The organism is Pseudomonas sp. MWU15-20650 (assembly GCF_023242475.1).
Taxonomy (GTDB): Bacteria; Pseudomonadota; Gammaproteobacteria; order Pseudomonadales; family Pseudomonadaceae; genus Aquipseudomonas.
In genome coordinates, this window is the sequence record NZ_JALJFG010000043.1 from 32,890 (window position 1) to 55,778 (window position 22,889).

At 61.2% G+C, this 22,889-nt stretch carries 16 protein-coding genes and 1 pseudogene; 15 read left to right on the forward strand and 2 right to left on the reverse strand.

Annotation, left to right across the window (positions count from 1 at the left end):
* The first annotated feature begins 25 nt into the window (after positions 1 to 25).
* From hutH (M5B43_RS24295) to M5B43_RS24365, 15 genes and pseudogenes are all read left to right on the forward strand, one after another.
* Positions 26 to 1,549: a histidine ammonia-lyase gene (gene hutH / locus M5B43_RS24295; RefSeq protein ID WP_248752445.1), complete on the forward strand. Its 1,524-nt coding sequence runs from the start codon at positions 26 to 28 to the stop codon at positions 1,547 to 1,549.
* Between the two features lie 32 nt (positions 1,550 to 1,581).
* Positions 1,582 to 3,120, forward strand: coding sequence for a histidine ammonia-lyase (gene hutH, locus M5B43_RS24300; protein ID WP_248752446.1), 1,539 nt, complete (start codon positions 1,582 to 1,584; stop codon positions 3,118 to 3,120).
* Between the two features lie 115 nt (positions 3,121 to 3,235).
* Positions 3,236 to 4,645, forward strand: a complete 1,410-nt coding sequence (locus tag M5B43_RS24305) for an amino acid permease (RefSeq protein WP_248752447.1) — start codon at positions 3,236 to 3,238, stop codon at positions 4,643 to 4,645.
* 15 nt (positions 4,646 to 4,660) lie between these two features.
* Positions 4,661 to 5,866 (forward strand): imidazolonepropionase, encoded by a 1,206-nt coding sequence (gene hutI / locus M5B43_RS24310; protein WP_248752448.1) that lies wholly within the window; start codon positions 4,661 to 4,663, stop codon positions 5,864 to 5,866.
* An 11-nt stretch (positions 5,867 to 5,877) separates the two neighbouring features.
* Complete coding sequence (gene hutG / locus M5B43_RS24315) at positions 5,878 to 6,678, forward strand: N-formylglutamate deformylase (protein ID WP_248752449.1); 801 nt, start codon at positions 5,878 to 5,880, stop codon at positions 6,676 to 6,678.
* A 242-nt stretch (positions 6,679 to 6,920) separates the two neighbouring features.
* Entirely contained in the window at positions 6,921 to 7,862 is a 942-nt protein-coding gene (locus tag M5B43_RS24320; protein ID WP_248752450.1) for a choline ABC transporter substrate-binding protein, read from the forward strand.
* A 38-nt stretch (positions 7,863 to 7,900) separates the two neighbouring features.
* Positions 7,901 to 8,830, forward strand: coding sequence for an alpha/beta hydrolase (locus M5B43_RS24325; RefSeq protein WP_248752451.1), 930 nt, complete (start codon positions 7,901 to 7,903; stop codon positions 8,828 to 8,830).
* A gap of 103 nt (positions 8,831 to 8,933) precedes the next feature.
* Positions 8,934 to 9,905 (forward strand): prolyl aminopeptidase, encoded by a 972-nt coding sequence (gene pip / locus M5B43_RS24330; RefSeq protein WP_248752452.1) that lies wholly within the window; start codon positions 8,934 to 8,936, stop codon positions 9,903 to 9,905.
* Entirely contained in the window at positions 9,902 to 10,339 is a 438-nt protein-coding gene (dtd, locus tag M5B43_RS24335) for a D-aminoacyl-tRNA deacylase (RefSeq protein WP_248752453.1), read from the forward strand. The genes pip and dtd overlap by 4 nt, the downstream gene beginning before the upstream one ends.
* Positions 10,340 to 10,605: 266 nt before the next feature.
* Positions 10,606 to 12,354: a glucan biosynthesis protein G gene (locus M5B43_RS24340; protein WP_349292385.1), complete on the forward strand. Its 1,749-nt coding sequence runs from the start codon at positions 10,606 to 10,608 to the stop codon at positions 12,352 to 12,354.
* A pseudogene (gene mdoH / locus M5B43_RS24345) lies at positions 12,347 to 14,919 on the forward strand (glucans biosynthesis glucosyltransferase MdoH); the annotation flags it as partial. The gene M5B43_RS24340 and the pseudogene mdoH, both read left to right, overlap by 8 nt.
* A gap of 185 nt (positions 14,920 to 15,104) precedes the next feature.
* Positions 15,105 to 15,905, forward strand: a complete 801-nt coding sequence (locus M5B43_RS24350; protein ID WP_248752455.1) for a transporter substrate-binding domain-containing protein — start codon at positions 15,105 to 15,107, stop codon at positions 15,903 to 15,905.
* A gap of 219 nt (positions 15,906 to 16,124) precedes the next feature.
* Complete coding sequence (locus M5B43_RS24355; protein ID WP_248752456.1) at positions 16,125 to 16,922, forward strand: transporter substrate-binding domain-containing protein; 798 nt, start codon at positions 16,125 to 16,127, stop codon at positions 16,920 to 16,922.
* Positions 16,923 to 17,130: 208 nt separating this feature from the next.
* A complete protein-coding gene (locus tag M5B43_RS24360) occupies positions 17,131 to 18,090 on the forward strand; it encodes an amino acid ABC transporter permease (protein ID WP_248752457.1) in 960 nt (319 codons plus the stop codon).
* Positions 18,083 to 18,817: an amino acid ABC transporter ATP-binding protein gene (locus M5B43_RS24365; RefSeq protein WP_071497080.1), complete on the forward strand. Its 735-nt coding sequence runs from the start codon at positions 18,083 to 18,085 to the stop codon at positions 18,815 to 18,817. Before M5B43_RS24360 ends, M5B43_RS24365 begins: the two co-directional genes overlap by 8 nt.
* Positions 18,818 to 18,820: 3 nt before the next feature.
* Here M5B43_RS24365 and M5B43_RS24370 read toward each other — a convergent pair whose 3' ends face one another.
* Positions 18,821 to 20,728 carry a methyl-accepting chemotaxis protein gene (locus M5B43_RS24370; protein WP_248752458.1) on the reverse strand — a complete coding sequence of 636 codons (1,908 nt, stop codon included), beginning with the start codon at positions 20,726 to 20,728 and terminating at the stop codon, positions 18,821 to 18,823.
* Between the two features lie 135 nt (positions 20,729 to 20,863).
* Entirely contained in the window at positions 20,864 to 22,780 is a 1,917-nt protein-coding gene (locus M5B43_RS24375; RefSeq protein ID WP_248752459.1) for a methyl-accepting chemotaxis protein, read from the reverse strand.
* Positions 22,781 to 22,889 lie beyond the last annotated feature (109 nt).

Genomic DNA, 22,889 nt, shown 5'->3' on the forward strand with positions numbered 1-22,889 from the left:
TGTCGAGAATATGAAGAGGTCAACAATGTCCCAGGCAACAAAAATCACCATCGCCGATACGCCAATGCGCTGGCAGGACGTGGTCGCCGTGGCCCGCCACGGTGCGGTGCTCGAACTCGCGGGCCAGGCATGGGCGCGTATCGACAATGCCCAGGCCATCGTGCAGCGCATCGTCACCAGCGGTGAGCGTGCTTATGGCGTGAACACCGGCCTGGGGGCGCTGTGCAATGTGTCGCTCAAGGGCGAGCAACTCAGCCAGCTATCGCGCAACACCCTGCTGAGCCACGCCTGCGGCGTCGGCCCGATGCTGAGCGATGAGCAAACCCGCGCGATCATGTGCGCGGCTGTTATCAACTACAGTCACGGCAAGTCCGGCCTGCACCCGCAGGTGGTGCATTCGCTGCTGGCGCTGCTTAACCACGGCATCACACCGCAAGTGCCGTCCCAGGGTTCGGTGGGCTACCTGACGCACATGGCCCATATCGGCGTGGCGTTGCTGGGCGTCGGTACGGTGAGTTATCGCGGTCAGATCGTGACGGCGCAAGCCGCGTTAGAAGCAGAAGGCTTGCAGCCGGTGGTACTCGGTGCCAAGGACGGCCTCTGCCTGGTCAACGGTACGCCGTGCATGACCGGCCTGAGCAGCCTGGCCCTGGCCGATGCGCATCATTTGCTGCAATGGGCCGACGTGATTGGCGCCATGAGTTTTGAAGCCCAGCGCGGCCAGATTGATGCCTTTGACGAAGAAATCATTGCCCTCAAGCCGCACCCAGGCATGCAGCAAGTCGGCATCAACCTGCGCGCGCTGCTCGACGGCAGTGAAGTCATTGCCGGCAGCAAAGGTATTCGTACCCAGGACGCGTTGAGCATTCGCTCGATCCCACAGATCCACGGTGCGGCGCGTGATCAGGTGGAACATGCCACCCGCCAGATCGAGACTGAGCTCAACAGCGCCACCGACAATCCGCTGGTACTCGGTACACCCGACGCCTACCGCGTGGTGTCCCAGGCCAACCCGCACGGCCAGTCCGTCGCACTGGCGGCCGACATGCTCGCCATTGCCCTGGCCGAAATCGGCTCGGTGGCCGAACGCCGCCTGGACCGCCTGATCAACCCGCACGTCAGTGGCCTGCCGGCTTTCCTGGTGAGCAACCCCGGGGTCAACTCCGGGATGATGATCACGCAGTACGTCGCGGCGTCCCTGTGCGGGCAAAACCGCCAGCTGGCACAACCTGCGGTACTCGATAACTTCGTCACCTCAGGCTTGCAGGAAGACCACCTGAGCATGGGCACCAACGCCGCACTCAAGCTGCACCAGGTGCTGGCCAACGTCACCCAGATTCTCGCCATCGAGTACCTGCTGGCGGCCCAGGCGTTTGAGTTTCTCAAGGACCAGCGTTTTGGCGCGGGCACCGACAGTGCCTGGCGTCTGCTGCGTGAGCAGGTCCCGGCTTACGAGCAGGATCGCTGGCTGGCACCCGACATCGCGTCCGCCGCCGCGCTGCTCAAAGACACCGCTTTGCTGCCCCGCGTATTACCGAATTTGCACTGAACACTGATTCAAAAAAATAATTCACAAGGAGTATGAATGTGACTGCGCTAAATCTGATTCCAGGCCAACTGAGCCTCGCCCAACTGCGGGCTATCTACCAGCAGCCGGTAACCCTCAGCCTGGATGACAGCGCCACGGCGCAGATCGAAGCCAGTGTTGCCTGCGTAGAGCAGATTCTCGCCGAGAATCGCACCGCCTACGGCATCAACACCGGTTTCGGCCTGCTGGCTTCGACCCGTATCGCCAGCGAAGACCTGGAAAACCTCCAGCGCTCCCTGGTGCTGTCCCACGCCGCCGGTGTTGGTGAACCGATCAGCGATGCGCTGGTGCGGCTGGTCATGGTGCTCAAGGTCAACAGCCTCAGCCGTGGGTTCTCCGGGATTCGTCGTCAGGTGATCGACGCGCTGATCGCGCTGATCAACGCCGAGGTCTACCCACATATCCCGCTTAAAGGTTCGGTCGGTGCATCCGGCGACTTGGCGCCGTTGGCGCACATGTCCCTGGTGCTGCTGGGCGAAGGCAAGGCACGCTACAAAGGCGAATGGCTGGAGGCGACCCAAGCGCTGAAAGTGGCCGGCCTGACGCCGTTGACCCTGGCCGCCAAGGAGGGCCTGGCACTGCTCAACGGCACCCAGGTGTCCACCGCGTATGCCCTGCGGGGGCTGTTCGAAGGCGAAGACTTGTTCGCCGGTGCACTCGCGTGTGGTGGCCTGACGGTAGAAGCCGTGCTGGGCTCGCGCTCGCCGTTCGATGCGCGTATTCATGCCGCTCGCGGCCAGCGGGGGCAGATCGATTCGGCCGCGGCCTATCGCGACCTGTTGGGTGAAAGCAGCCAGGTGTCGCAGTCGCACCAGAACTGCGACAAGGTGCAAGACCCGTACTCGCTGCGCTGCCAGCCTCAGGTCATGGGCGCCTGCCTGACCCAGTTCCGCCAGGCTGCCGAAGTGCTGGTGGTCGAAGCCAACGCGGTGTCGGATAACCCGCTGGTATTTGCCGCTGAAGGCGACGTGATCTCCGGTGGTAACTTCCACGCCGAACCTGTGGCCATGGCGGCCGACAACATGGCGCTGGCCATCGCTGAGATCGGCTCCCTGAGCGAGCGCCGTATCTCGTTGATGATGGACAAGCACATGTCGCAACTGCCGCCGTTCCTGGTGGGCAATGGCGGAGTGAACTCCGGCTTCATGATCGCCCAGGTGACCGCTGCCGCGCTCGCCAGCGAAAACAAGGCATTGGCTCATCCCCATAGCGTCGACAGCCTGCCGACCTCGGCGAACCAGGAAGACCACGTGTCGATGGCGCCAGCTGCGGGCAAGCGTCTGTGGGAAATGGCCGAGAACACCCGTGGCATCCTCGCGGTGGAATGGCTCGCCGCATGCCAGGGCCTGGACCTGCGCGATGGCCTCAAGACGTCGCCCAAGCTGGAAAAAGCCCGCGGCATCCTGCGCGACAAAGTCGCCTTCTATGACAAGGACCGTTTCTTCGCCCCGGACATCAACGCCGCCAGCGAACTGCTCGCCACCCGCTGTCTGAATGAGCTGATGCCGGCCCAGTTGCTGCCGAGCCTGTAAGAGCGACACCGATCAATGTGGGAGCCTTCGCAGCCTTGCTAAAGCTCGACAGCTCCTACATTTGATCTTCTGCAGATCCAGACTTTCTCGGGATAAGAATAATTAGGGAAGAGAAATGCACCAGCAAGAAAAAGGTTTGAAACGCGGGCTCACCGCCCGACATATTCGCTTCATGGCACTCGGCTCCGCGATCGGCACCGGGTTGTTCTACGGCTCTGCCTCCGCGATCCAAATGGCCGGCCCCGCCGTGCTGCTGGCCTACCTGATCGGCGGCGCCGCAGTGTTCATGGTAATGCGCGCCCTCGGTGAAATGGCGGTGCACAACCCAGTGTCCGGCTCCTTCGGCCAGTACGCCAGCACCTACCTGGGCCCCATGGCCGGGTTTATCCTCGGCTGGACCTACGCGTTTGAAATGATCATCGTCTGCCTGGCTGACGTCACCGCCTTCGGCATCTACATGGGCTTCTGGTTTCCCGAGGTCGCACGTTGGGTCTGGGTGCTCGGCATTGTGTTCCTGATCGGCGGCCTGAACCTGTGCAACGTCAAAGTCTTTGGCGAGATGGAGTTCTGGTTGTCGCTGCTCAAGGTCGGCGCCATCGTGGCGATGATCCTCGGCGGGTTCGGCATCATGCTGTTCGGCATTCACTCGGCAGGCCAATCCCCGGCCAGTGGCCTGAGTAACCTCTGGGCCCACGGCGGCTTCATGCCCAACGGCATCGGTGGCCTGATCGCTTCTTTTGCGGTGGTAATGTTCGCTTTTGGCGGCATCGAAATCATCGGCATCACCGCCGGTGAGGCCAAGGACCCGCAACGAGTGATCCCCAAGGCGATCAACGCCGTGCCGCTGCGTATCCTGTTGTTCTACGTGCTGACCTTGTTCGTGTTGATGGCGATCTACCCATGGCCGCAGATCGGTAGCCAGGGCAGTCCGTTTGTGCAGATCTTCAGCAATCTAGGGATTGGCTCGGCCGCGACTATCCTCAACATCGTGGTGATCTCGGCGGCCGTGTCGGCGATTAACAGCGACATCTTCGGCGCCGGGCGCATGATGTATGGCCTGGCACAGCAAGGGCAGGCACCCAAGGGCTTCGCCCAGTTGTCCAAGCAAGGTGTGCCGTGGATGACCGTGGTGGTCATGGGCGCGGCGTTGCTCGGCGGTGTGGTGCTCAACTACCTGATCCCGGAAAACGTGTTCCTGTTGATTGCCTCGATTGCCACCTTCGCCACGGTGTGGGTCTGGCTGATGATTCTGTTCACCCAGGTCGCCATGCGCCGCTCGATGACCCAGGCGCAGGTCGCGCAACTGAAATTCCCGGTGCCGTTCTGGCCCTATGCGCCGGCAGCGGCCATTGTGTTCATGCTGTTTGTGTTTGGCGTGCTTGGCTACTTCCCGGACACCCAGGCGGCCTTGCTGGTCGGCGCCGTGTGGATCGTGCTGCTGGTGGTCGCGTACCTGCTGTGGGTCAAGCCCGCCGCCGGGCAAGCGGCCAAGGTCGATTACGATCCGGTTTTGTCTCATCAATAACTTAGGGAGGCGTTGATGAAAACGCTTTGGCAACACTGCCACGTCGCAACCATGGCCGACGGCAAATACTCGATCATCGAGGATGCCGCCATGGTGACTGCGGGTGTACTCATCGAGTGGATCGGCCCCCGCAGCCAAGCGCCAACGGCGGATTACGCCCAGGTGCATGACCTGCAAGGCGCGTGGGTCACCCCCGGGCTGATCGACTGCCACACCCACACGGTGTTTGGCGGCAATCGCAGCGGCGAATTCGAGCAACGCCTCGAAGGCGTCAGCTATGCCGAGATCGCGGCCAAGGGCGGCGGTATTGCCAGCACTGTGCGCGCGACCCGCGCGGCCACGGAAGATGAACTGTTTGTCAGCGCTGAAAAGCGCCTGCGCAGTTTGCTGCGTGACGGTGTCACTACGGTAGAGATCAAGTCCGGCTACGGGCTGGACCTGGCCAACGAACGCAAGATGTTGCGCGTGGCCCGGCGCCTGGGTGAAACGCTGCCGGTCAGTGTGCGCGCCACGTGCCTGGCCGCTCACGCGCTGCCGCCGGAGTACAAGGACCGCGCCGACGACTACATCGAGCACATCTGCAACGAGATGCTGCCGGCTCTGGCGGCAGAGGGGCTGGTGGACGCGGTAGACGCGTTCTGTGAATACCTGGCGTTTTCCCCCGAGCAGGTTGAGCGTGTGTTTAAAGTCGCCCAGCAACTCGGCGTGCCGGTAAAGCTGCACGCCGAGCAACTGTCGTCGCTGCACGGCTCCAGCCTGGCCGCGCGTTACCAGGCGTTGTCGGCGGACCACCTGGAATTCATGACCGAAGAAGACGCCATCGCCATGGCCGCTTCCGGCACTGTCGCCGTCTTGCTGCCAGGGGCTTTCTACTTCTTGCGCGAAACCCAACTGCCGCCGATGGAGGCCCTGCGCAAGCACGGTGTGAAGATCGCCATTGCCAGCGACCTCAACCCCGGTACCTCGCCTGCGTTGTCCGTGCGGCTGATGCTGAACATGGCCTGCACCCTGTTCCGCATGACCCCGGAAGAAGCCCTGGCCGGTGCCACGCAACACGCCGCCACCGCGCTGGGCATGGGCGACACCCACGGCTCCCTGGAAGTGGGCAAGGTCGCTGACTTTGTCGCCTGGCAGATCGATCGTCCTGCCGACCTGGCTTACTGGCTGGGCGGCGAGCTGGATAAACGCGTCGTGCGCCATGGCGTCGATGTCACTGTTTAAGGAGCGCTGTTGTGGATAAGGTTCTGACATTCAAACAAGGCCGCGTGCCGCTGCTGATCAGCATGCCCCACGCCGGCCTGCGTCTTACGCCTGTGGTCGAGGCCGGGTTGATCCCTGAGGCGCAAAGCCTGCCGGACACCGACTGGCACATCCCTGTGTTGTATGACTTTGCCCAAGCGCTGGGCGCCAGTACTTTGGCGGCGGAGTACTCGCGGTTTGTCATCGATTTGAACCGGCCCTCCGATAACAAACCGCTCTACGCGGGTGCTACCACCGGCCTGTACCCGGAGACGCTGTTTGATGGCGTGCCGTTGTTCCGTGACGGGCACACTCCGTCCGAGGAAGAGCGCGCGACCTACCTGCAAAAGATCTGGGGCCCTTATCACCGTAAGCTGCAAGAGGAGCTGGCACGCCTCAAGGCCGAGTTCGGCTATGCGTTGCTGTTCGATGCGCATTCGATCCGCTCGGTGATCCCGCACCTGTTCGAGGGCAAGCTGCCGGACTTCAACCTCGGCACCTTCAACGGCGCCGCGTGCGACCCGCAACTGGCCAGCCAATTGGAAGCCATCTGCGCCACGCATCCGCAGTACACCCATGTGCTGAACGGACGCTTCAAGGGCGGCCACATTACCCGCCACTACGGCGACCCGGCGCAGGATATCCATGCTGTGCAATTGGAACTGTGCCAGAGCACCTACATGGAGGAGTTTGAGCCGTTCCGTTATCGCCCCGACCTTGCCGAGCCGACGCGGGTGGTGTTGAGGCAGTTGCTGGAAGGATTCCTGGCTTGGGGAAAGGAACACTACCGGTAATTTTTGGTGCCGCTGCAACAGCTTTCGCGAGCCAACCCGCTCCCACATTTCGAGCGCATTCTCATGATGGATCGCGCTCAAGTGTGGGAGCGGGCTTGCTCGTGAAGACGGACTGGCAGTCGCCACAGTGCAAGTGTCGGTCGCCACAGGTCGAGTTCACCAAGGTTTCGCTAGGTAAGGTTGTGGATACGGCGCATCAGACGCCATCCCCACAATAAAAACTGCCGAGTGAGATTTCTTCCATGAAACGACTATTGTTGACCCTCACCGGCGCGGCATTGCTCAGTGCCAGTGCCCAAACCATGGCCGCTGAACCGGCTTCCTGCAAAACCGTGCGCATGGGCGTGGTCAGTTGGACTGACGTGATTGCCACTTCCGGTATGGCCGACGTGCTGCTCAATGGCCTGGGCTACGACAGCAAGCAGACCAGCGCCGTGCAGCAGATCATCTTTGCCGGCATCCGCGACAAACGCCTGGATATCTTCCTGGGCTATTGGAAACCGGCGATGGACAACAACATCGCGCCGTTCCTGGCGGCCAAGCAGGTCAAGGTGTTCGACACGCCCAGCCTGGCCGACGCCCAGGCCACCCTGGCTGTGCCGCAATATGTCGCCGATGCCGGGTTGAAAACCTTTGCAGACATTGCCCGCTTCAAGGACCCACTGGGCGGCAAGATCTATGGCATCGAGCCGGGCAGCGGCGCCAATACCGATATCCAGAAAATGATCGACACCAACCACTTTGGCCTGGGGGGCTTCAAGTTGGTGGCCTCTGGCGAGGCGGGCATGCTCGCCGCCGTGCAGCGTGCGGTGAACCGCAAGGAGTTCGTGGTGTTTGTGGGCTGGACGCCGCACCCGATGAACATCAACATGAAAATGGCCTACCTCACCGGCAGTGAGGACGTGTTTGGGCCCAATGAAGGCCGTGCCACGGTTTCCACGGTGACTGCGCCGGACTTTGCCGAACGTTGCCCGAATGCCAACCGGTTGCTCACCAACCTCACGTTCACCTCCGCCCAGGAAAGCCAACTGATGGTCCCGATCATGGAGCGCCAGTCGCCCCAGGAGGTGGCCAAGCAATGGTTGCGTGAGCATCCCGAGGATTTGCAGCGCTGGTTGGCGGGGGTGACGGCGTTTGATGGCCAGGATGGCGTGACGGCCGTACAGGCGAGCCTCAAACCTTAAGCCAAATGAAGATCCAAATGTGCTAGAGATCATTGCGTATGTATCCCATATCCCCGCAACTTGCAGCCTTCGTCGCCAAGACAGAGTCTTTCACCAGCGACGATTCGTCGTTGGCGGGCTTGCGCCACGGCTATGACCGCATGTGCCAGGCGTTCACCCCACCACGGCCGCCTGGGCTATTGGTGTCGGACTTTTCCTTGTCTGGAGTCGGCGTGCGTAGTTATCGGCCCAAGGCGTCGACGCCGTCCGAAGGTTGGCCATGCCTTCTTTATATACACGGTGGCGGCTGGGTGGTCGGCGGGTTGGACTCCCACGACTTCATCTGTTTCGAACTCGCGAGCGCGTTGCACGTGCTGGTGATCGCCATCGACTACCGTTTGGCGCCGGAGCACCCGTTTCCCGCAGCGTACGAGGATTGTCGTGCCGTGTGGCAGGCGATCCACGTGGGCGAGAGCCCGCACGCCATTGACCGGCAGCGGGTGGTCGTGATGGGCGACAGCGCCGGCGGCAGCTTGGCGGCGGCGTTGTGCCTGGGCCTGCGGGACGACGGGCAGTCGCTGCCCCGTGCCCAAGTACTCATCTACCCGGGCCTGGGCGGCCCGCCCGATTTGCCGTCACGGCGTGACTGCCAGGATGCGCCCTTGCTCAGCAGCGCGGACACCGACGGCTACCTGGCGCTGTATTGCCCGGGCCCAGGCAAACCGTCCGCCTACGCCATGCCGCTGTTGGCCGAGGCTTTCAGCGGTTTACCCAAGGCGCTGATCGCTGTGGCCCAGTACGACCCACTGCGCGACGACGGCAGGCTCTACGCCGAACGCCTGCAAGCGGCGGCAGTGGAAACCGTCCTGTATCCCGGCAAGGGCCTCGTGCACGGCTGTTTGCGCGCGCGTGGCCAGGTGGCGGAGGTCGACCAGCTGTACCGTTATCTGCTGGCTTACCTGGGGAGGGAACTACTGACACAGGTCTAAGTGCTCAAGGACATGCTCATTGCACAATTCGGGTTTATGATGCCAGACGGCAAAATAATAGACGTCCCCCCAGGGATGAACCCGACCCCTTACGGAGCGCGCAATGCAGACTTGGTACCCGCAGATCAAACCCTACGCCCGGCACGATCTGGCCGTCGATGACATTCACACGCTGTACGTCGATGAAAGTGGCTCCCCCGAAGGCTTGCCTGTCGTATTCATCCATGGTGGCCCAGGCTCCGGTTGCGACGCCCAGAGCCGTTGCTACTTCGATCCGAACCTTTATCGCATTGTCACTTTCGACCAGCGCGGCTGCGGCCGCTCCACGCCTCGCGCCAACCTTGAAAACAACACCACCTGGGATCTGGTCGCCGACCTTGAGCGCATCCGCGAGCACCTGGGCATCGACAAATGGGTATTGTTCGGCGGCTCCTGGGGCTCGACGTTGGCCCTGGCCTACGCGCAAACCCATCCCGAGCGCGTGCATGGCCTGATCGTGCGCGGTATTTTCCTGGCGCGCCCACAGGACATTCACTGGTTCTACCAAGAGGGGGCGAGCCGCCTGTTCCCGGATTACTGGCAGGACTATCTGGCGCCGATCCCGCAGGACGAACGCCACAATATGGTTGCGGCTTATCACAAGCGTCTGACCGGCAACGACCAGATCGCCCAGATGCACGCGGCCAAAGCCTGGTCTGGCTGGGAAGGCCGCATGCTGGGCCTGTGCCCGAGCCCGCAGCATGTCGAGCGGTTTTCCGAGCCGCAACGCGCCTTGTCGATCGCACGCATCGAGTGCCACTACTTCACCAACAACTCTTTCCTGGAACCCAACCAGCTGATTCGCGATATGCACAAGATCGCCCATCTGCCTGGCGTCATCATCCATGGCCGCTACGATATGATCTGCCCGCTGGATAATGCCTGGGAGCTGCATCAGGCGTGGCCCAACAGCGAGCTGCAGGTGATTCGCGAGGCCGGCCATGCCGCGTCGGAGCCCGGTATTACCGACGCCCTGGTGCGTGCGACCGGCGAAATGGCGCGGCGCCTGCTCGATCTGCCGCCAGAAGAAGCATGAAGGGCCTGTTGCAACGGGTGCGTGGCGCCCGGGTCGAGGTAGCGGGTGAGGTTGTGGGCGCGATTGACCAGGGGTTATTGGTGCTGGTGGCGGTCGAACCTGCAGATACCCCCGAGAGCGCCGACAAACTGTTGCACAAGCTGCTTAACTATCGGGTGTTCAGCGACGAGGAGGGCAAGATGAACCTGTCGCTCAAGGAGATTGAGGGCGGTTTGTTGCTCGTGTCGCAGTTCACCCTGGCGGCGGACACTAAAAGCGGGCTGCGGCCAAGCTTCTCCACCGCGGCCCCTCCGGCGTTGGGAGCGGCGCTTTTTGATCACTTGTTGTTACAAGCGCAACAATTGCATGGCAAGGTGGCGTCAGGGCGTTTTGGCGCGGATATGCAGGTGCATTTGGTCAATGATGGCCCTGTGACCTTCCTCTTACAGACATGAATGTATTAAAAACGACTTTAATGCCTAAAAACGCAGGGTTTCGCTACAAATACTTCGCTGCCCCTGATGCGTTGTATCGCGTGCTGCTAGATAATCGCGCGCTACGGGGATCAGCGTTGTTTGGTCCATTTTTGACTTAGGTAGAGACTTGTCCGATAGCCTTTGGGGAATCATTTTGTCCCAGGGGAGTCGGAACAATGCTCGCCAACCTGGCATATAGATAGCTGGCCGTTGGTTTTTTGATCTGTTTTCGGCGAGGGTTGCTCGTGATTGTTAGTCCCTGTAATGCACCAAAATTGTCTGCCAAACGGTTACGAAACGCACTGGTGACGGGCTCTGCCCTGTTTTGCCTGTTCGGCGCGGGTCAACTGTGGGCATTCAGTCTGGATGATGTGTCGGCCAAGGCAAAAGAGCTGGCCGGGCAAAAATACGAAGCTCCGCGCAGCAATCTGCCGAACGAATTCCGCGAAATGAAATTCGCTGACTACCAGAAAATTCGTTTCCGCAATGAAAAAGCCGAGTGGGCCGATCAAAACACCCCGTTCAAGCTGTCCTTCTATCACCAGGGCATGCACTTCGACACGCCGGTGAAAATCAACGAAGTCACCGCCGACAGCGTCCAGGAAATCAAGTACGACCCGACTCGTTTCGATTTCGGCGACGTGAAGTTTGATCCAAAATCCACCGAGCAACTGGGTTACGCCGGTTTTCGCGTGCTGTACCCGATCAACAAGGCTGACAAGCAAGACGAGATCATGACCATGCTCGGCGCGAGCTACTTCCGCGTCGTTGGCAAGGGCCAGTCCTATGGCCTGTCCGCCCGTGGCATGGCGATCGATACCGCCTTGCCGTCTGGTGAAGAGTTCCCGCGTTTCACCGAGTTCTGGATTGAACGTCCAAAGCCGGGTGAGAAGCAGCTGGTGATCTTTGCCCTGCTGGACTCGCCACGGGCTACCGGCGCCTATCGCCTGACCCTGCGTCCGGGCACCGACACCATTGTCGATGTGAAATCCCAGATGTACCTGCGTGACAAGGTCAGCAAGCTAGGTGTTGCCCCGTTGACCAGCATGTTCCTGTTCGGCGCCAACCAGCCGTCCAAGGTGCTCAACTATCGTCGCGAGCTGCACGATTCCAGCGGCCTGTCGATCCATGCCGGCAATGGCGAATGGATCTGGCGCCCACTGAACAACCCCAAGCACCTGTCGGTCAGCAATTTCAGCGTCGAGAACCCGCGTGGTTTCGGCCTGCTGCAGCGTGGTCGCGACTTCAGCCACTACGAAGACCTGGACGACAACTACGACAAGCGTCCAAGCGCCTGGATCGAGCCTGAGGGCGACTGGGGCAAGGGTTCCGTCGACCTGGTAGAGATCCCGACCGCCGACGAAACCAACGACAACATCGTTGCGTTCTGGAGCCCGGCCGAATTGCCGAAGGTGGGTGAGCCGCTGGACGTCAGCTACCGCCTGCACTGGACCATGGACGAAAAGGACCTGCACCCGGCCGACAGCGCCTGGGTCAAGCAGACCCTGCGCTCCACCGGTGACGTGAAGCAATCCAACCTGATCCGTCAGCCCGACGGCAGCGTGGCTTACCTGGTGGACTTCGAGGGCCCGTCCCTGAAGAACCTGCCGGCGGATGCCCCGGTACGCAGCCAGGTCAGTGTCGGTGACAACGCCGAGCTGGTTGAAAACAGCGTGCGCTACAACGAGCACACCAAAGGCTGGCGCCTGACCCTGCGCATGAAGATCAAGGACGCAGGCAAACCGACTGAAATGCGTGCTGCCCTGGTCGAGGACATCGTCAAGCCTGAGCCTGAGAAGGTCTCGACTCAAGTGTTGAAGGCCGACAAAGTGCTGGCTAAACAGCACGAAAAACAGGCCAGGAAAGACGCCAAAGAGGCGAAAGACAAGGAAGCCAAGCAGCCAGAAGCTGCTGCCCCAGCCAATACAGAGCCGGCCAAGACAGAACATGTCCTGACCGAGACCTGGAGCTATCAGTTGCCTGCCGATGAGTAATTCACACATCCAGCCGGAGACTCTGTCCGAGTACCTGGCGCATCTACCCATGACGGCTGAGCAGCGCGCCGAGCTGGCGGGCTGCACCTCCTTCAGTGAGTTGCACGAACGCCTGTCGTCGAAGACGTTTGACGCACCGACGGAAGCTGCGCAAGCATCCGTCGGCCGCCGACTGACCCTCAGCACCGCCGAAGAGCTGCAAGACGCGGAAATGCTGGTGCTCGACGCCACCGGTCGCGTGTGTCTGAAGGCCACGCCTGCGATCCGCCGGACCAAGGTGGTGCCTGAGCCTTGGCGCACCAACATCCTGGTGCGCGGTTGGCGCCGGATGACCGGGCGTACCAACCCACCGCAGCCGCCGAAAGACGAGCGTGTACTGCCGGCCGCGCGCTGGCGTACCGTGGGCTCCATTCGTCGCTATATCCTGCTGATCCTGATGCTCGGCCAGACCATCGTTGCCGGCTGGTACATGAAAGGCATCATGCCGTACCAGGGTTGGTCGTTGGTCGACTTCGACGAAATCCGCAACCAGACCCTGCTGCAAACCGCCACCCAGGTACTGCCTTACGCCCTGCAAACCAGCATCCTGATCATGTTCGGGATTCTGTTCTGCTGGGTTTCGGCGGGTTTCTGGACCGCGTTGATGGGCTTCCTGGAGTTGCTGACCGGTCACGATAAATACCGTATTTCCGGTAAAAGTGCCGGTGACGAGCCGATTCCGAAGGACGCGCGTACCGCCCTGGTAATGCCGATCTGCAACGAGGACGTGCCCCGGGTATTCGCCGGCCTGCGCGCGACATTCGAATCGGTGGCCGCTACCGGTGACCTGGATCGCTTCGACTTCTTCGTGCTCAGTGACAGTAACGACGCCGACATCTGTATCGCCGAGCAGCAAGCCTGGCTCGACGTGTGCCGCGAGGCCGGCGGCTTCGGCAAGATCTTCTATCGCCGTCGTCGGCGGCGTGTAAAGCGCAAGAGCGGCAACCTCGACGACTTCTGCCGTCGTTGGGGCGGTGAATACAAATACATGGTGGTACTCGACGCCGACAGCGTGATGAGTGGCGAATGCCTGACCAGCCTGGTGCGCTTGATGGAAGCCACGCCGGACGCCGGGATTATCCAGACCGCGCCACGGGCGTCGGGCATGGACACCCTGTATGCGCGCATGCAGCAGTTCGCCACCCGCGTTTATGGCCCGTTGTTTACCGCCGGCCTGCACTTCTGGCAGTTGGGTGAGTCCCACTACTGGGGTCACAACGCCATCATTCGCATGAAGCCGTTTATCGAGCACTGCGCCCTGGCGCCATTGCCGGGTAAAGGCGCGTTTGCCGGTGCAATCCTCTCCCATGACTTCGTTGAAGCTGCGCTGATGCGCCGTGCCGGCTGGGGCGTGTGGATCGCCTACGACCTGCCGGGCAGCTACGAAGAATTGCCACCGAACCTGCTGGACGAACTCAAGCGTGACCGTCGCTGGTGCCACGGTAACCTGATGAACTTCCGCCTGTTCCTGGTCAAAGGCATGCACCCGGTGCACCGCGCGGTGTTCCTGACCGGCGTGATGTCCTACCTGTCGGCGCCGTTATGGTTCTTCTTCCTGGTGTTGTCCACCGCGTTGCTGGCGGTGAACACCCTGATGGAGCCGCAATACTTCATGGCGCCACGCCAGTTGTACCCGCTGTGGCCGCAATGGCATCCGGACAAGGCGGTGGCGCTGTTCTCCACCACCATCGTGCTGCTGTTCCTGCCTAAGTTGCTGAGCATCATCCTGATCTGGGCCAAGGGCGCCAAAGAGTTCGGTGGCAAGTTCAAGGTGACCTTGTCGATGCTGCTGGAGATGTTGTTCTCCATGTTGCTGGCGCCGGTGCGGATGATTTTCCACACCCGTTTCGTGCTTGCCGCATTCCTCGGCTGGGCTGCGACCTGGAACTCGCCGCAGCGTGACGACGACTCCACTCCATGGAGCGAAGCGGTCAAGCGCCACGGCCCGCAAACCCTGCTGGGTTTCCTCTGGGCACTGTTGGTGGTGTGGTTGAACCCAAGCTTTCTATGGTGGCTGATCCCGATCGTCGGTTCGCTGATGCTGTCGATCCCGGTGTCGGTGATTTCCAGCCGGGTCAAGCTGGGCCTCAAGTCCCGTGACGAGAGCCTGTTCCTGATCCCTGAGGAATACAATCCGCCGCAAGCGCTGCTGTCGACCGAGAAGTACACCCACGAAAACCGTTGGCATGCCCTCAATGACGGGTTTGTGCGTTCGGTGGTCGACCCGCAGCAGAACGCCTTGGCCTGCGCCTTGGCGACCTCGCGTCACCGTGAGGCGGAGCCGATTGAGCTCTTGCGTCAGGAGCGTGTTCGCCATGCATTGAAAGCCGGCCCCGCCGGTCTCAACAATGGCGAGCGCCTGGCGTTGCTCAGCGATCCGGTCGCCCTGGCGCGTCTGCACCAGCAGGTGTGGAGCGAAGGTCACGCCGAGTGGCTGGGGGCTTGGCGTGCCTCGATCAAGGCTGATCCGCACGCACCTTTGCTGCCGCTCAAGCCGCTGTCGTCCCAAGCCCAACCGGCTTGATTCAGACACCCCCGAGGGCTCACCTCGGGGGCGTTCCAAGCGCTACTCCTACAGCGTTTCCAGTCTCTTCACTCCTGCGCTAACTCCTTGTTATTTCGAAACAAAAGACCTTTGTTCGAGGCGTATTGCCGTGCCTGCGCCTGGGTTAGCATCGCCCCCCAAAATTTGACTCGCCACGGGGGCATTCATGATCAAACGGTATGGTTCGGCACTGCTGATTGGCGTTGTCGTATGGGTTTATGCGGGCCTGCTCACTGCTGGCGCTCTCGACGATGCGGTACGCCGTGGCGTGTTGAAAGTGGGCACCACGCCCAATTACGTGCCTTTCGAAATGACGGATAAGCAGGGGCGCATCGTCGGTTTCGAGATCGACTTGCTCCAGGCGATGAGCCGCGCGCTGGGTGTTGAGCTGGAGTTGGTTGCAGTGCCCTACACCGAGTTGGTACCGGGGCTGATGGCAAGGAAGTTTGACCTGATTGGCAGCGGTATGACGGTCACCCAGGAGCGTAACCTGAAGCTCAATTTCAGTGACTCTTTTATCGTGGTGGGCCAGACCGTGCTGATGCATCCGCGCCTGGCCGGTACGATTTCCAGTATCGAAGACCTGGACGAGGCCGGTTACCGGATCGCGGCCACGGAAGGCACCACCGGGGAAGCGGCGGCGCAACGCTTTCTGGGGGCGGCTCGGCTCAGCAGCTTTGCCACACCGGAAGAAGGCGTACGGCAGGTGGTGGAAGGCAAGGCCGATGCCTTTGTTCATGACGCGCCCTATAACTTGATCGCGATGAGCCGGCCGGAAAACAGCGCATTGCTGACGCTGGAGCAGCCGTTCACCTTTGAGCCCCTGGCGTTCGGATTAAAAAAGGGCGATTACGACAGCCTCAACTGGATCAACCACTTCCTCAATCAGGTGGCCCAGGACGGGACCTATGATCGCCTGCATGACAAGTGGTTCAGGGACACGGACTGGATGGCAGAGATGGACTGATCGTCATAACTACTTACACATCAATCAATTGCCGAGTCCTTGTGCTGACGCGTCTGCCCCTGCGCTTAGCTGCATGGCTGTAGGTCTTTTCCGACATATGCCGATAACATTTACCCGTGAAACCTTTGTGACGGACAACGAGTGGGTTAGGATCGCACCCCGAAATGGTGCAGCCCTTTTGCGCGCCGACCTTACAAGAATCGTTCTGGGGACTTGATGATGAAAAAGTATCTTTCGATGCTGATGCTCGGCGTCACCGCGCTGGTCGCCGCTGCTGCGGCCCAGGCCGGCGCCATCGATGATGCGGTCAAGCGCGGTACGCTGAAAGTCGGCATGGACCCGACCTACATGCCGTTCGAAATGACCGACAAACGGGGTGAAATCATCGGCTTCGAAGTCGACATCCTCAAGGCCATGGCCAAGTCCATGGGCGTCAAGCTGGAACTGGTCTCCACCGGTTATGACGGGATCATCCCGGCGTTCCTGACCGGCAAGTTCGACATGATCGGCAGCGGCATGACCCTGACCCAGGAGCGCAACCTGCGCCTGAACTTCAGCGAACCCTTCATCGTGGTCGGCCAGACCCTGCTGATTCGCAAGGACCTGGAAGGCACCATCAAGTCGTATAAAGACCTGAACGATGAGAAGTACCGCCTGACCTCCAAGCTCGGTACCACCGGCGAGATGGTCGCCAAGAAGCTGATCTCCAAGGCCAAGTACCACGGCTATGACAATGAGCAGGAAGGTGTGCTGGACGTGGTCAACGGCAAGGCCGATGCCTTTGTGTATGACGCGCCATATAACGTGGTCGCCGAGAAGAAGGTCGGTAATGGCAAGCTGGTGTTCCTCGAAGAACCCTTCACCTTTGAACCTCTGGCATTCGGCCTGAAAAAAGGCGACTACGACAGCATCAACTACATCAATAACTTCCTGCACCAGATCCGCAACGACGGCACCTACGATCGCATCCATGACAAGTGGTTCAAGAGCTCCGAGTGGCTCAAGGACATGGAATAACGCCGGCACCTATGGCTCCTGCTTTCTGTAGGAGCGAGCTTGCTCGCGAAGGCCGTCAACGATAACGCGGGCTTGCTGAATAAACGCGGTGTCTTTGAGTTTTTCGCGAGCAAGCTCGCTCCTACAAAATGCCTTGACTGAATGGCATTAGGGCAAGCCCGCCCGCCACAAAGGCGGGGGCTTACCCGACCCTTTTGGATGTTGAGTAATGAAACAGAAAAAAGCCCAATGGCCCTGGCACCTGCTGACCGTGGTCGTGCTGGTTGGCCTGGCCGGTGCCTTGTATTACGCCACCTCGCTGATGTCCTACGAATGGCGCTGGAACCGCGTCCCGCAGTATTTTGCCTACCAGGCCGAGACCTCCCAGCGTGCGTCGGATATAGCCACCGTCGTTGAGCTGGTGCGCAAAGGCGATGTGGCCGAAGTCACCTTGCGCAACGACGCAGGCGTCGAGCAAAAACTGACGGTGGCCGACAATAGCCTGCAAGTGGCGCGTGGCGATGATGTGGCCGAAGGCGATGTCATCGGCGTGACCCGGCATTGGGCGCTGGGCCCGCTGATGTGGGGCTTGTGGACCACGCTGTGGCTGTCGGTGATATCCGGCATCCTGGGGCTGGTGATCGGGCTGGCGACGGGCTTGTGCCGTTTGTCCAGCAACCCGACCTTGCGCGACCTGTCGACGATCTACGTCGAACTGGTACGTGGCACGCCGCTATTGGTGCAGATCTTCATTTTCTATTTCTTTATCGGCACGGTACTCAACCTGTCCCGGGAGTTCGCCGGGATCGCTGCGCTGTCGCTGTTCACGGGGGCCTACGTGGCGGAAATCGTTCGCGCCGGCGTACAGTCCATCACCCGTGGCCAGAACGAAGCGGCGCGCTCGCTGGGCTTGAGTGCCAGCCAGTCGATGCGTCACGTGGTGTTGCCGCAAGCCTTCAAGCGCGTGCTGCCGCCGCTGGCCGGGCAATTTATCAGCCTGGTGAAAGACACTTCGCTGGTTTCGGTCATTGCCATTACCGAACTGCTCAAGAGTGGTCGTGAGGTGATTACCACCTCGTTCTCGCCGTTTGAAATCCTGTTCTGTGTGGCAGGCTTGTACCTGCTGATCAACCTGCCGCTGTCGAAAATGGCCAGCCGGCTTGAGCGGAGGCTCGCGCAAAGTGATTGAAGTCCGCGATCTGGTAAAAGTCTTCGATACCCGCGGGCACGTGGTGCGCGCGGTGGATCATGTCACCACCCAAGTGGCCAAGGGCGAAGTGCTGGTGGTGATCGGCCCATCCGGCTCCGGCAAGTCCACCTTCCTGCGCTGCCTCAATGGCCTGGAAGCGTTCGACTCGGGGTCGGTGAGCATTGACGGCCTGCAACTGGCCGACCCGAAAACCGATGTGAATGCCTATCGCCGCGAGGTCGGCATGGTGTTCCAGCATTTCAACTTGTTCCCCCATATGACCGTGCTGGAGAACCTGTGCCTGGCGCAAAAGGTCGTGCGCAAGCGCGGCAAGCAAGAGCGCGAAGCCAAGGCATTGGCCTTGTTGGAAAAGGTTGGGATCGCGCAGAAGGCCAACGAGTTTCCTTCGCGCCTCTCGGGTGGCCAGCAGCAACGGGTGGCGATTGCCCGTGCCCTGGCGATGGAGCCCAAGGTGATGCTGTTTGATGAGCCGACCTCGGCCCTCGATCCGGAAATGGTCGGTGAGGTGCTGGACGTGATGAAGACCCTGGCTCTGGAAGGCATGACCATGGTCTGTGTCACGCACGAGATGGGCTTTGCCCGTGAGGTCGCGGACCGGGTGTTGTTCTTCGATCACGGCAAGTTGCTGGAGGATGCGGCACCTGCCGAATTTTTCGATGCGCCGAAGGACCCGCGGGCCCAGGCGTTCCTGCGCCAGGTCCTGTAAACCTCAGAGCTTGAATTTGTCGACCAGCGTCTGCAAATCCAGGCTCAGCCGCGTCAACTGAACACTCGCGGCCGCCGTTTCCTCACTGGCGGCGGCGGTCTGTTCCGATACATCCCGCACCTTCAACACGCTGCGATTGATCTCCTCGGCCACCGCGCTTTGCTGCTCGGCAGCGGCGGCAATCTGTGGGTTCATCTCCTGAATGACCGACACCGTGCGGGCTATCGCTGCCAGTGCGTCGCCAGCGTCACGGGTCAGGCCAACACTGTTGTCGGTCAGGCCGCGGCTACTGTCCATGATGTCAGCCACCTGCTGGGTGCCGTTATGCAAGCCGAGTATCAGCCCTTCAATTTCTTCGGCGGACTCCTGGGTACGTTGGGCCAGGCTGCGCACTTCATCGGCGACCACCGCAAAGCCTTGCCCGGCACTGCCTGCGCGCGCGGCCTCGATGGCGGCGTTCAGTGCCAACAGGTTGGTCTGCTGGGACACTGACTTGATCACGTCCAGCACGCTGCCGATCTTCTGGCTCTCCTGTTGCAGTGCCAGCATTGCCCGGCCCGAGAGCGCCATTTCACTCGCCAGGTGGCCGATTTGCTCAACCGCCTGTGTAACCACTTGCTCTCCGGCGCTGGCCTGCTGGTCGGCTTCATTCGCTGCAACGGAGGCTTGTTCGGCGTGGCGGGCAACTTCCTGAGCGGTGGCGAGCATTTCATTCATTGCCGTGGCGACCTGATCGGTTTCATCTTTCTGTTCGTTGAGCCCGGTACGGGTCTGTTCGGTCACGGTGGATAGCTGGGCGGCGGCACCGGCGATCTGCCGAGCGCTGTCACCGATGCTACTGATCAGGTTGCGCAAGCTGCGGGTCATCTGCCCGATGCTTTGCTGTAGCTGGCCTAGCTCGTCATGGCGATCCACTTGAGTGTCGTGGCTCAGGTCGCCCTCGGCGACACGGTGGGCGGCGATGAGGATATCCCGCAATGGGCTGGCAACCTGCCGGGCGATCCACCAGGCGGCCAGGGCGCCCAGCAGCAGTGCGGCCGCGGTGACACTGACCAGCCGCGAGCGGGTCTGCTCGGCCTCGTTGTCACGCTTGGCGTTCTGGCCTTGGCTCAATAGGTTGCTGTGCTCGCGCAACTCATTGAGTTGTTGTTCGAAGCGGTTCTGCACGGTCTCGATGTTGAGCTGGGCTTGCTTGAGCCTTACCAGTTGCTCGCGATAGTGGGTCAAGTCGGCTTTGAGTAGCGTTGAGTCCACCGGCAGTGTCGCGACGGCTGTTTGCGCGACCTCCAGTGCCTCGAGCGCCATGCCGACGGCCTCGGCATAGGCTTGCAATGAATCGGCGGCCCAGGCGGGGTTCTGGGCGCGATCCTCGGCTTGTTCCATGGCTTGGCGCAGCTGTTCGATGGCGTCGAGGGCCTTGTCGTCTTCCTGGTCGGGCAGTTCGCTGGCGAGTTGGGAGAGGGTGTCGCTGGCTTGCAGCGCCGTGCGTTTGAGTGCCGGGCGGATATTTTCGCGCTGCTCGATCAGGGCGGGTAGCTCTGCCAGTGACGCTTTGAAGCCAGCCACCAGCTGTGTTGCCTGCTGGAGCCGCTGCAGGTCGTCCGGGTCTTTCAGGCGGCTTGAAAGGTCGCTCAGGTGCTGGTCGATTTGTTTGATTTTCACGGCCATTTTTTCCAGGTTGTCACGGTTGGCAAGGGTGCGGTACACGATGCGGTCTGCACGCATGGCCTCGGCTTCCACGGTCAGCGCGCCCAGGGTCGTCAGGCTGCTGGAGCGATATAGCACGGCGTTCAAGGCTTGCCAGCCCGTGGCGGCAATCAGGAAGCTGAGGATCAGTACTTGACCAAAACCCAGGGCGAGCTTGAGGCGGACGCTGGCATTGACCAGCAAACGGGTCAGCCGAGAAAACATGGTGAACCTCCCAATCAGAAAAAGCGTTTCGCGACAGATGAAACGCTAAATCGATTCGGAGCCATGGCGGGCTGATAACTGCGTAGGAAATTTCACAAGATGTGGTGGCCTCGATGGGCCACCGCGAAGGGTGGGTCAGATGCGAAAGCGCCCGACCAGGCTCTGCAAGTAGATCCCCAGGCGCGCCAGCTCGGCGCTGGAGGCGGCAGTTTCTTCACTGGCTGAAGAGGTTTGTTCCGACACATCCCGCACATTCAGCACGCTGCGGTTGATCTCTTCGGCCACGGCGCTTTGTTGCTCGGCGGCGGTGGCGATCTGTGAGTTCATCGCCTGAATGGTCGAGACCGTGCGCGTGATGTTGCCCAAGGCGTCACCGGCGCGCCGGGTCAGTTCGACGCTGCTGTCGGTCAGCCCACGGCTATTGTTCATGATGGTCGCCACCTGCTGAGTACCGCTTTGCAGGCCGACGATCAGTTCTTCGATCTCCTCGGTGGACTTCTGCGTGCGCTGGGCCAGGCTGCGCACTTCATCGGCCACCACGGCGAAGCCACGTCCGGCTTCCCCAGCCCGCGCTGCTTCAATGGCCGCGTTCAGCGCCAGCAGGTTGGTTTGCTGGGCCACCGACTTGATCACGTCGAGTACGCTGCCGATCTTGTCGCTTTCGCGCTTCAGGTCGCCCATTGCGATCGTGGAGTGGCCGACTTCGGTGGCCAGGCGCTCTATCTGTGCGATGGCTTCACCGACCACCTTGTCGCCTTCGCGGGCTTGTTGGTCTGCTGCTACGGCGGCTTCCGAAGCCTCTTCGGCGTTGCGCGCGACTTCTTGCACGGTGGCAGCCATTTCGTTCATGGCCGTGGCCACTTGGTCGGTTTCGACTTTCTGGCTGTTGACCCCGGCGCTGGTCTGTTCCGTCACGGACGACAGTTGTTCTGCTGCACTGGCGATCTGGGTAACGCCGTCGCTGATGCCGCCGATCAACTCGCGCAGGCCCACGGTCATGCTTTGCATGGCGCGTTGCAACTGGCCCAATTCGTCCTGGCGGCCGGAGTTCAGGTTGTGGCTCAGGTCGCCGGAAGCGACTCGCTCAGCGACCTTGAGGGTCTGGTTCAGCGGGATGACGATCTGGCGGGTGATGGCCCAGGCCGCGACGAAGCCGAAGATTAGCGCCAGCACGGTGGCCAGCAGCAACAGCGACTTGGCCTGCGCGGCATCGTGGTCACGCACGGCGGTTTGAGACGTGGTGAGTTTCTCGCTGTGCCCCAGCAGGGTATCGCCTTGGGTGATCATGGATGTCAGGGCCGCGGTGCTGGCAACCTGGGAATCGCGGTACTGGCTGACGGCGGCGCGGTAGGCTTGGAATGAGGCGCTGGCCTGCTGCAGGTTGGCCTGGTACTGCGTCGGCAGTTGGCCTTGGAGCTCGGTAATTTTCTTCAGCGTGTTGTCGATGGCGTCGAGGGCGGGTTGTTCGGCTTCGGCTTTGCCGCTGTAGGTGTAGCCGCGTACCTGGAAGCGTGATTGCTGGATCAGTTTGCTCAGGTCTACCACGCTATTGAACTGGGTGACGCTGTCACCCTGTAGCAGGCTTTTTTCGATCTCGCTGGTTTTGGCCGCCGCATTGTCGGCGGTATCCCCCAGCTTGCTGCGCGCGTCTTCACGGGTGACGCCAGCCTGGACCATGGCGCTAAAGGCGCGTTTGTACTGCTCCACGGCGGCCAGTTGTTCGTCGATCAGGGCAACGTCGGCGGGTTGCTCGATCAGCGAACGGGCCGTTTTCAGGCCATCGCCCAAGCGGGTCAGCAAGTCGTTGACCGCACCCGGGCCTTGTTCTCCCCGACGCATTTCGTAGTCCAGGCGCGCCAGGCGCAAGTCTTTGGTCAGGCCGTTGAGGCTGGAGATAAAGCCCAGTTTGTCGCCGCGGCTGATCACATCGCCCAGGCCGGTCCAGCCGGTGAAGGTGATCAGCAGTGTCAGCACCAACACTGAGCCAAAGCCGATGCCCAGCTTGCGGTTGACGCTGACATTCCCCAATTTCTCGGCTAACCAACGATACATGCTGCGATCTCCCCTGGAACAAGGCTTGGACTTATTCAGAGGCTATCGGCAGTGCGGGATTATTCTGTAGCGACACAGACCCCATGTGGGAGGGGCAAGCCCCCTCCCA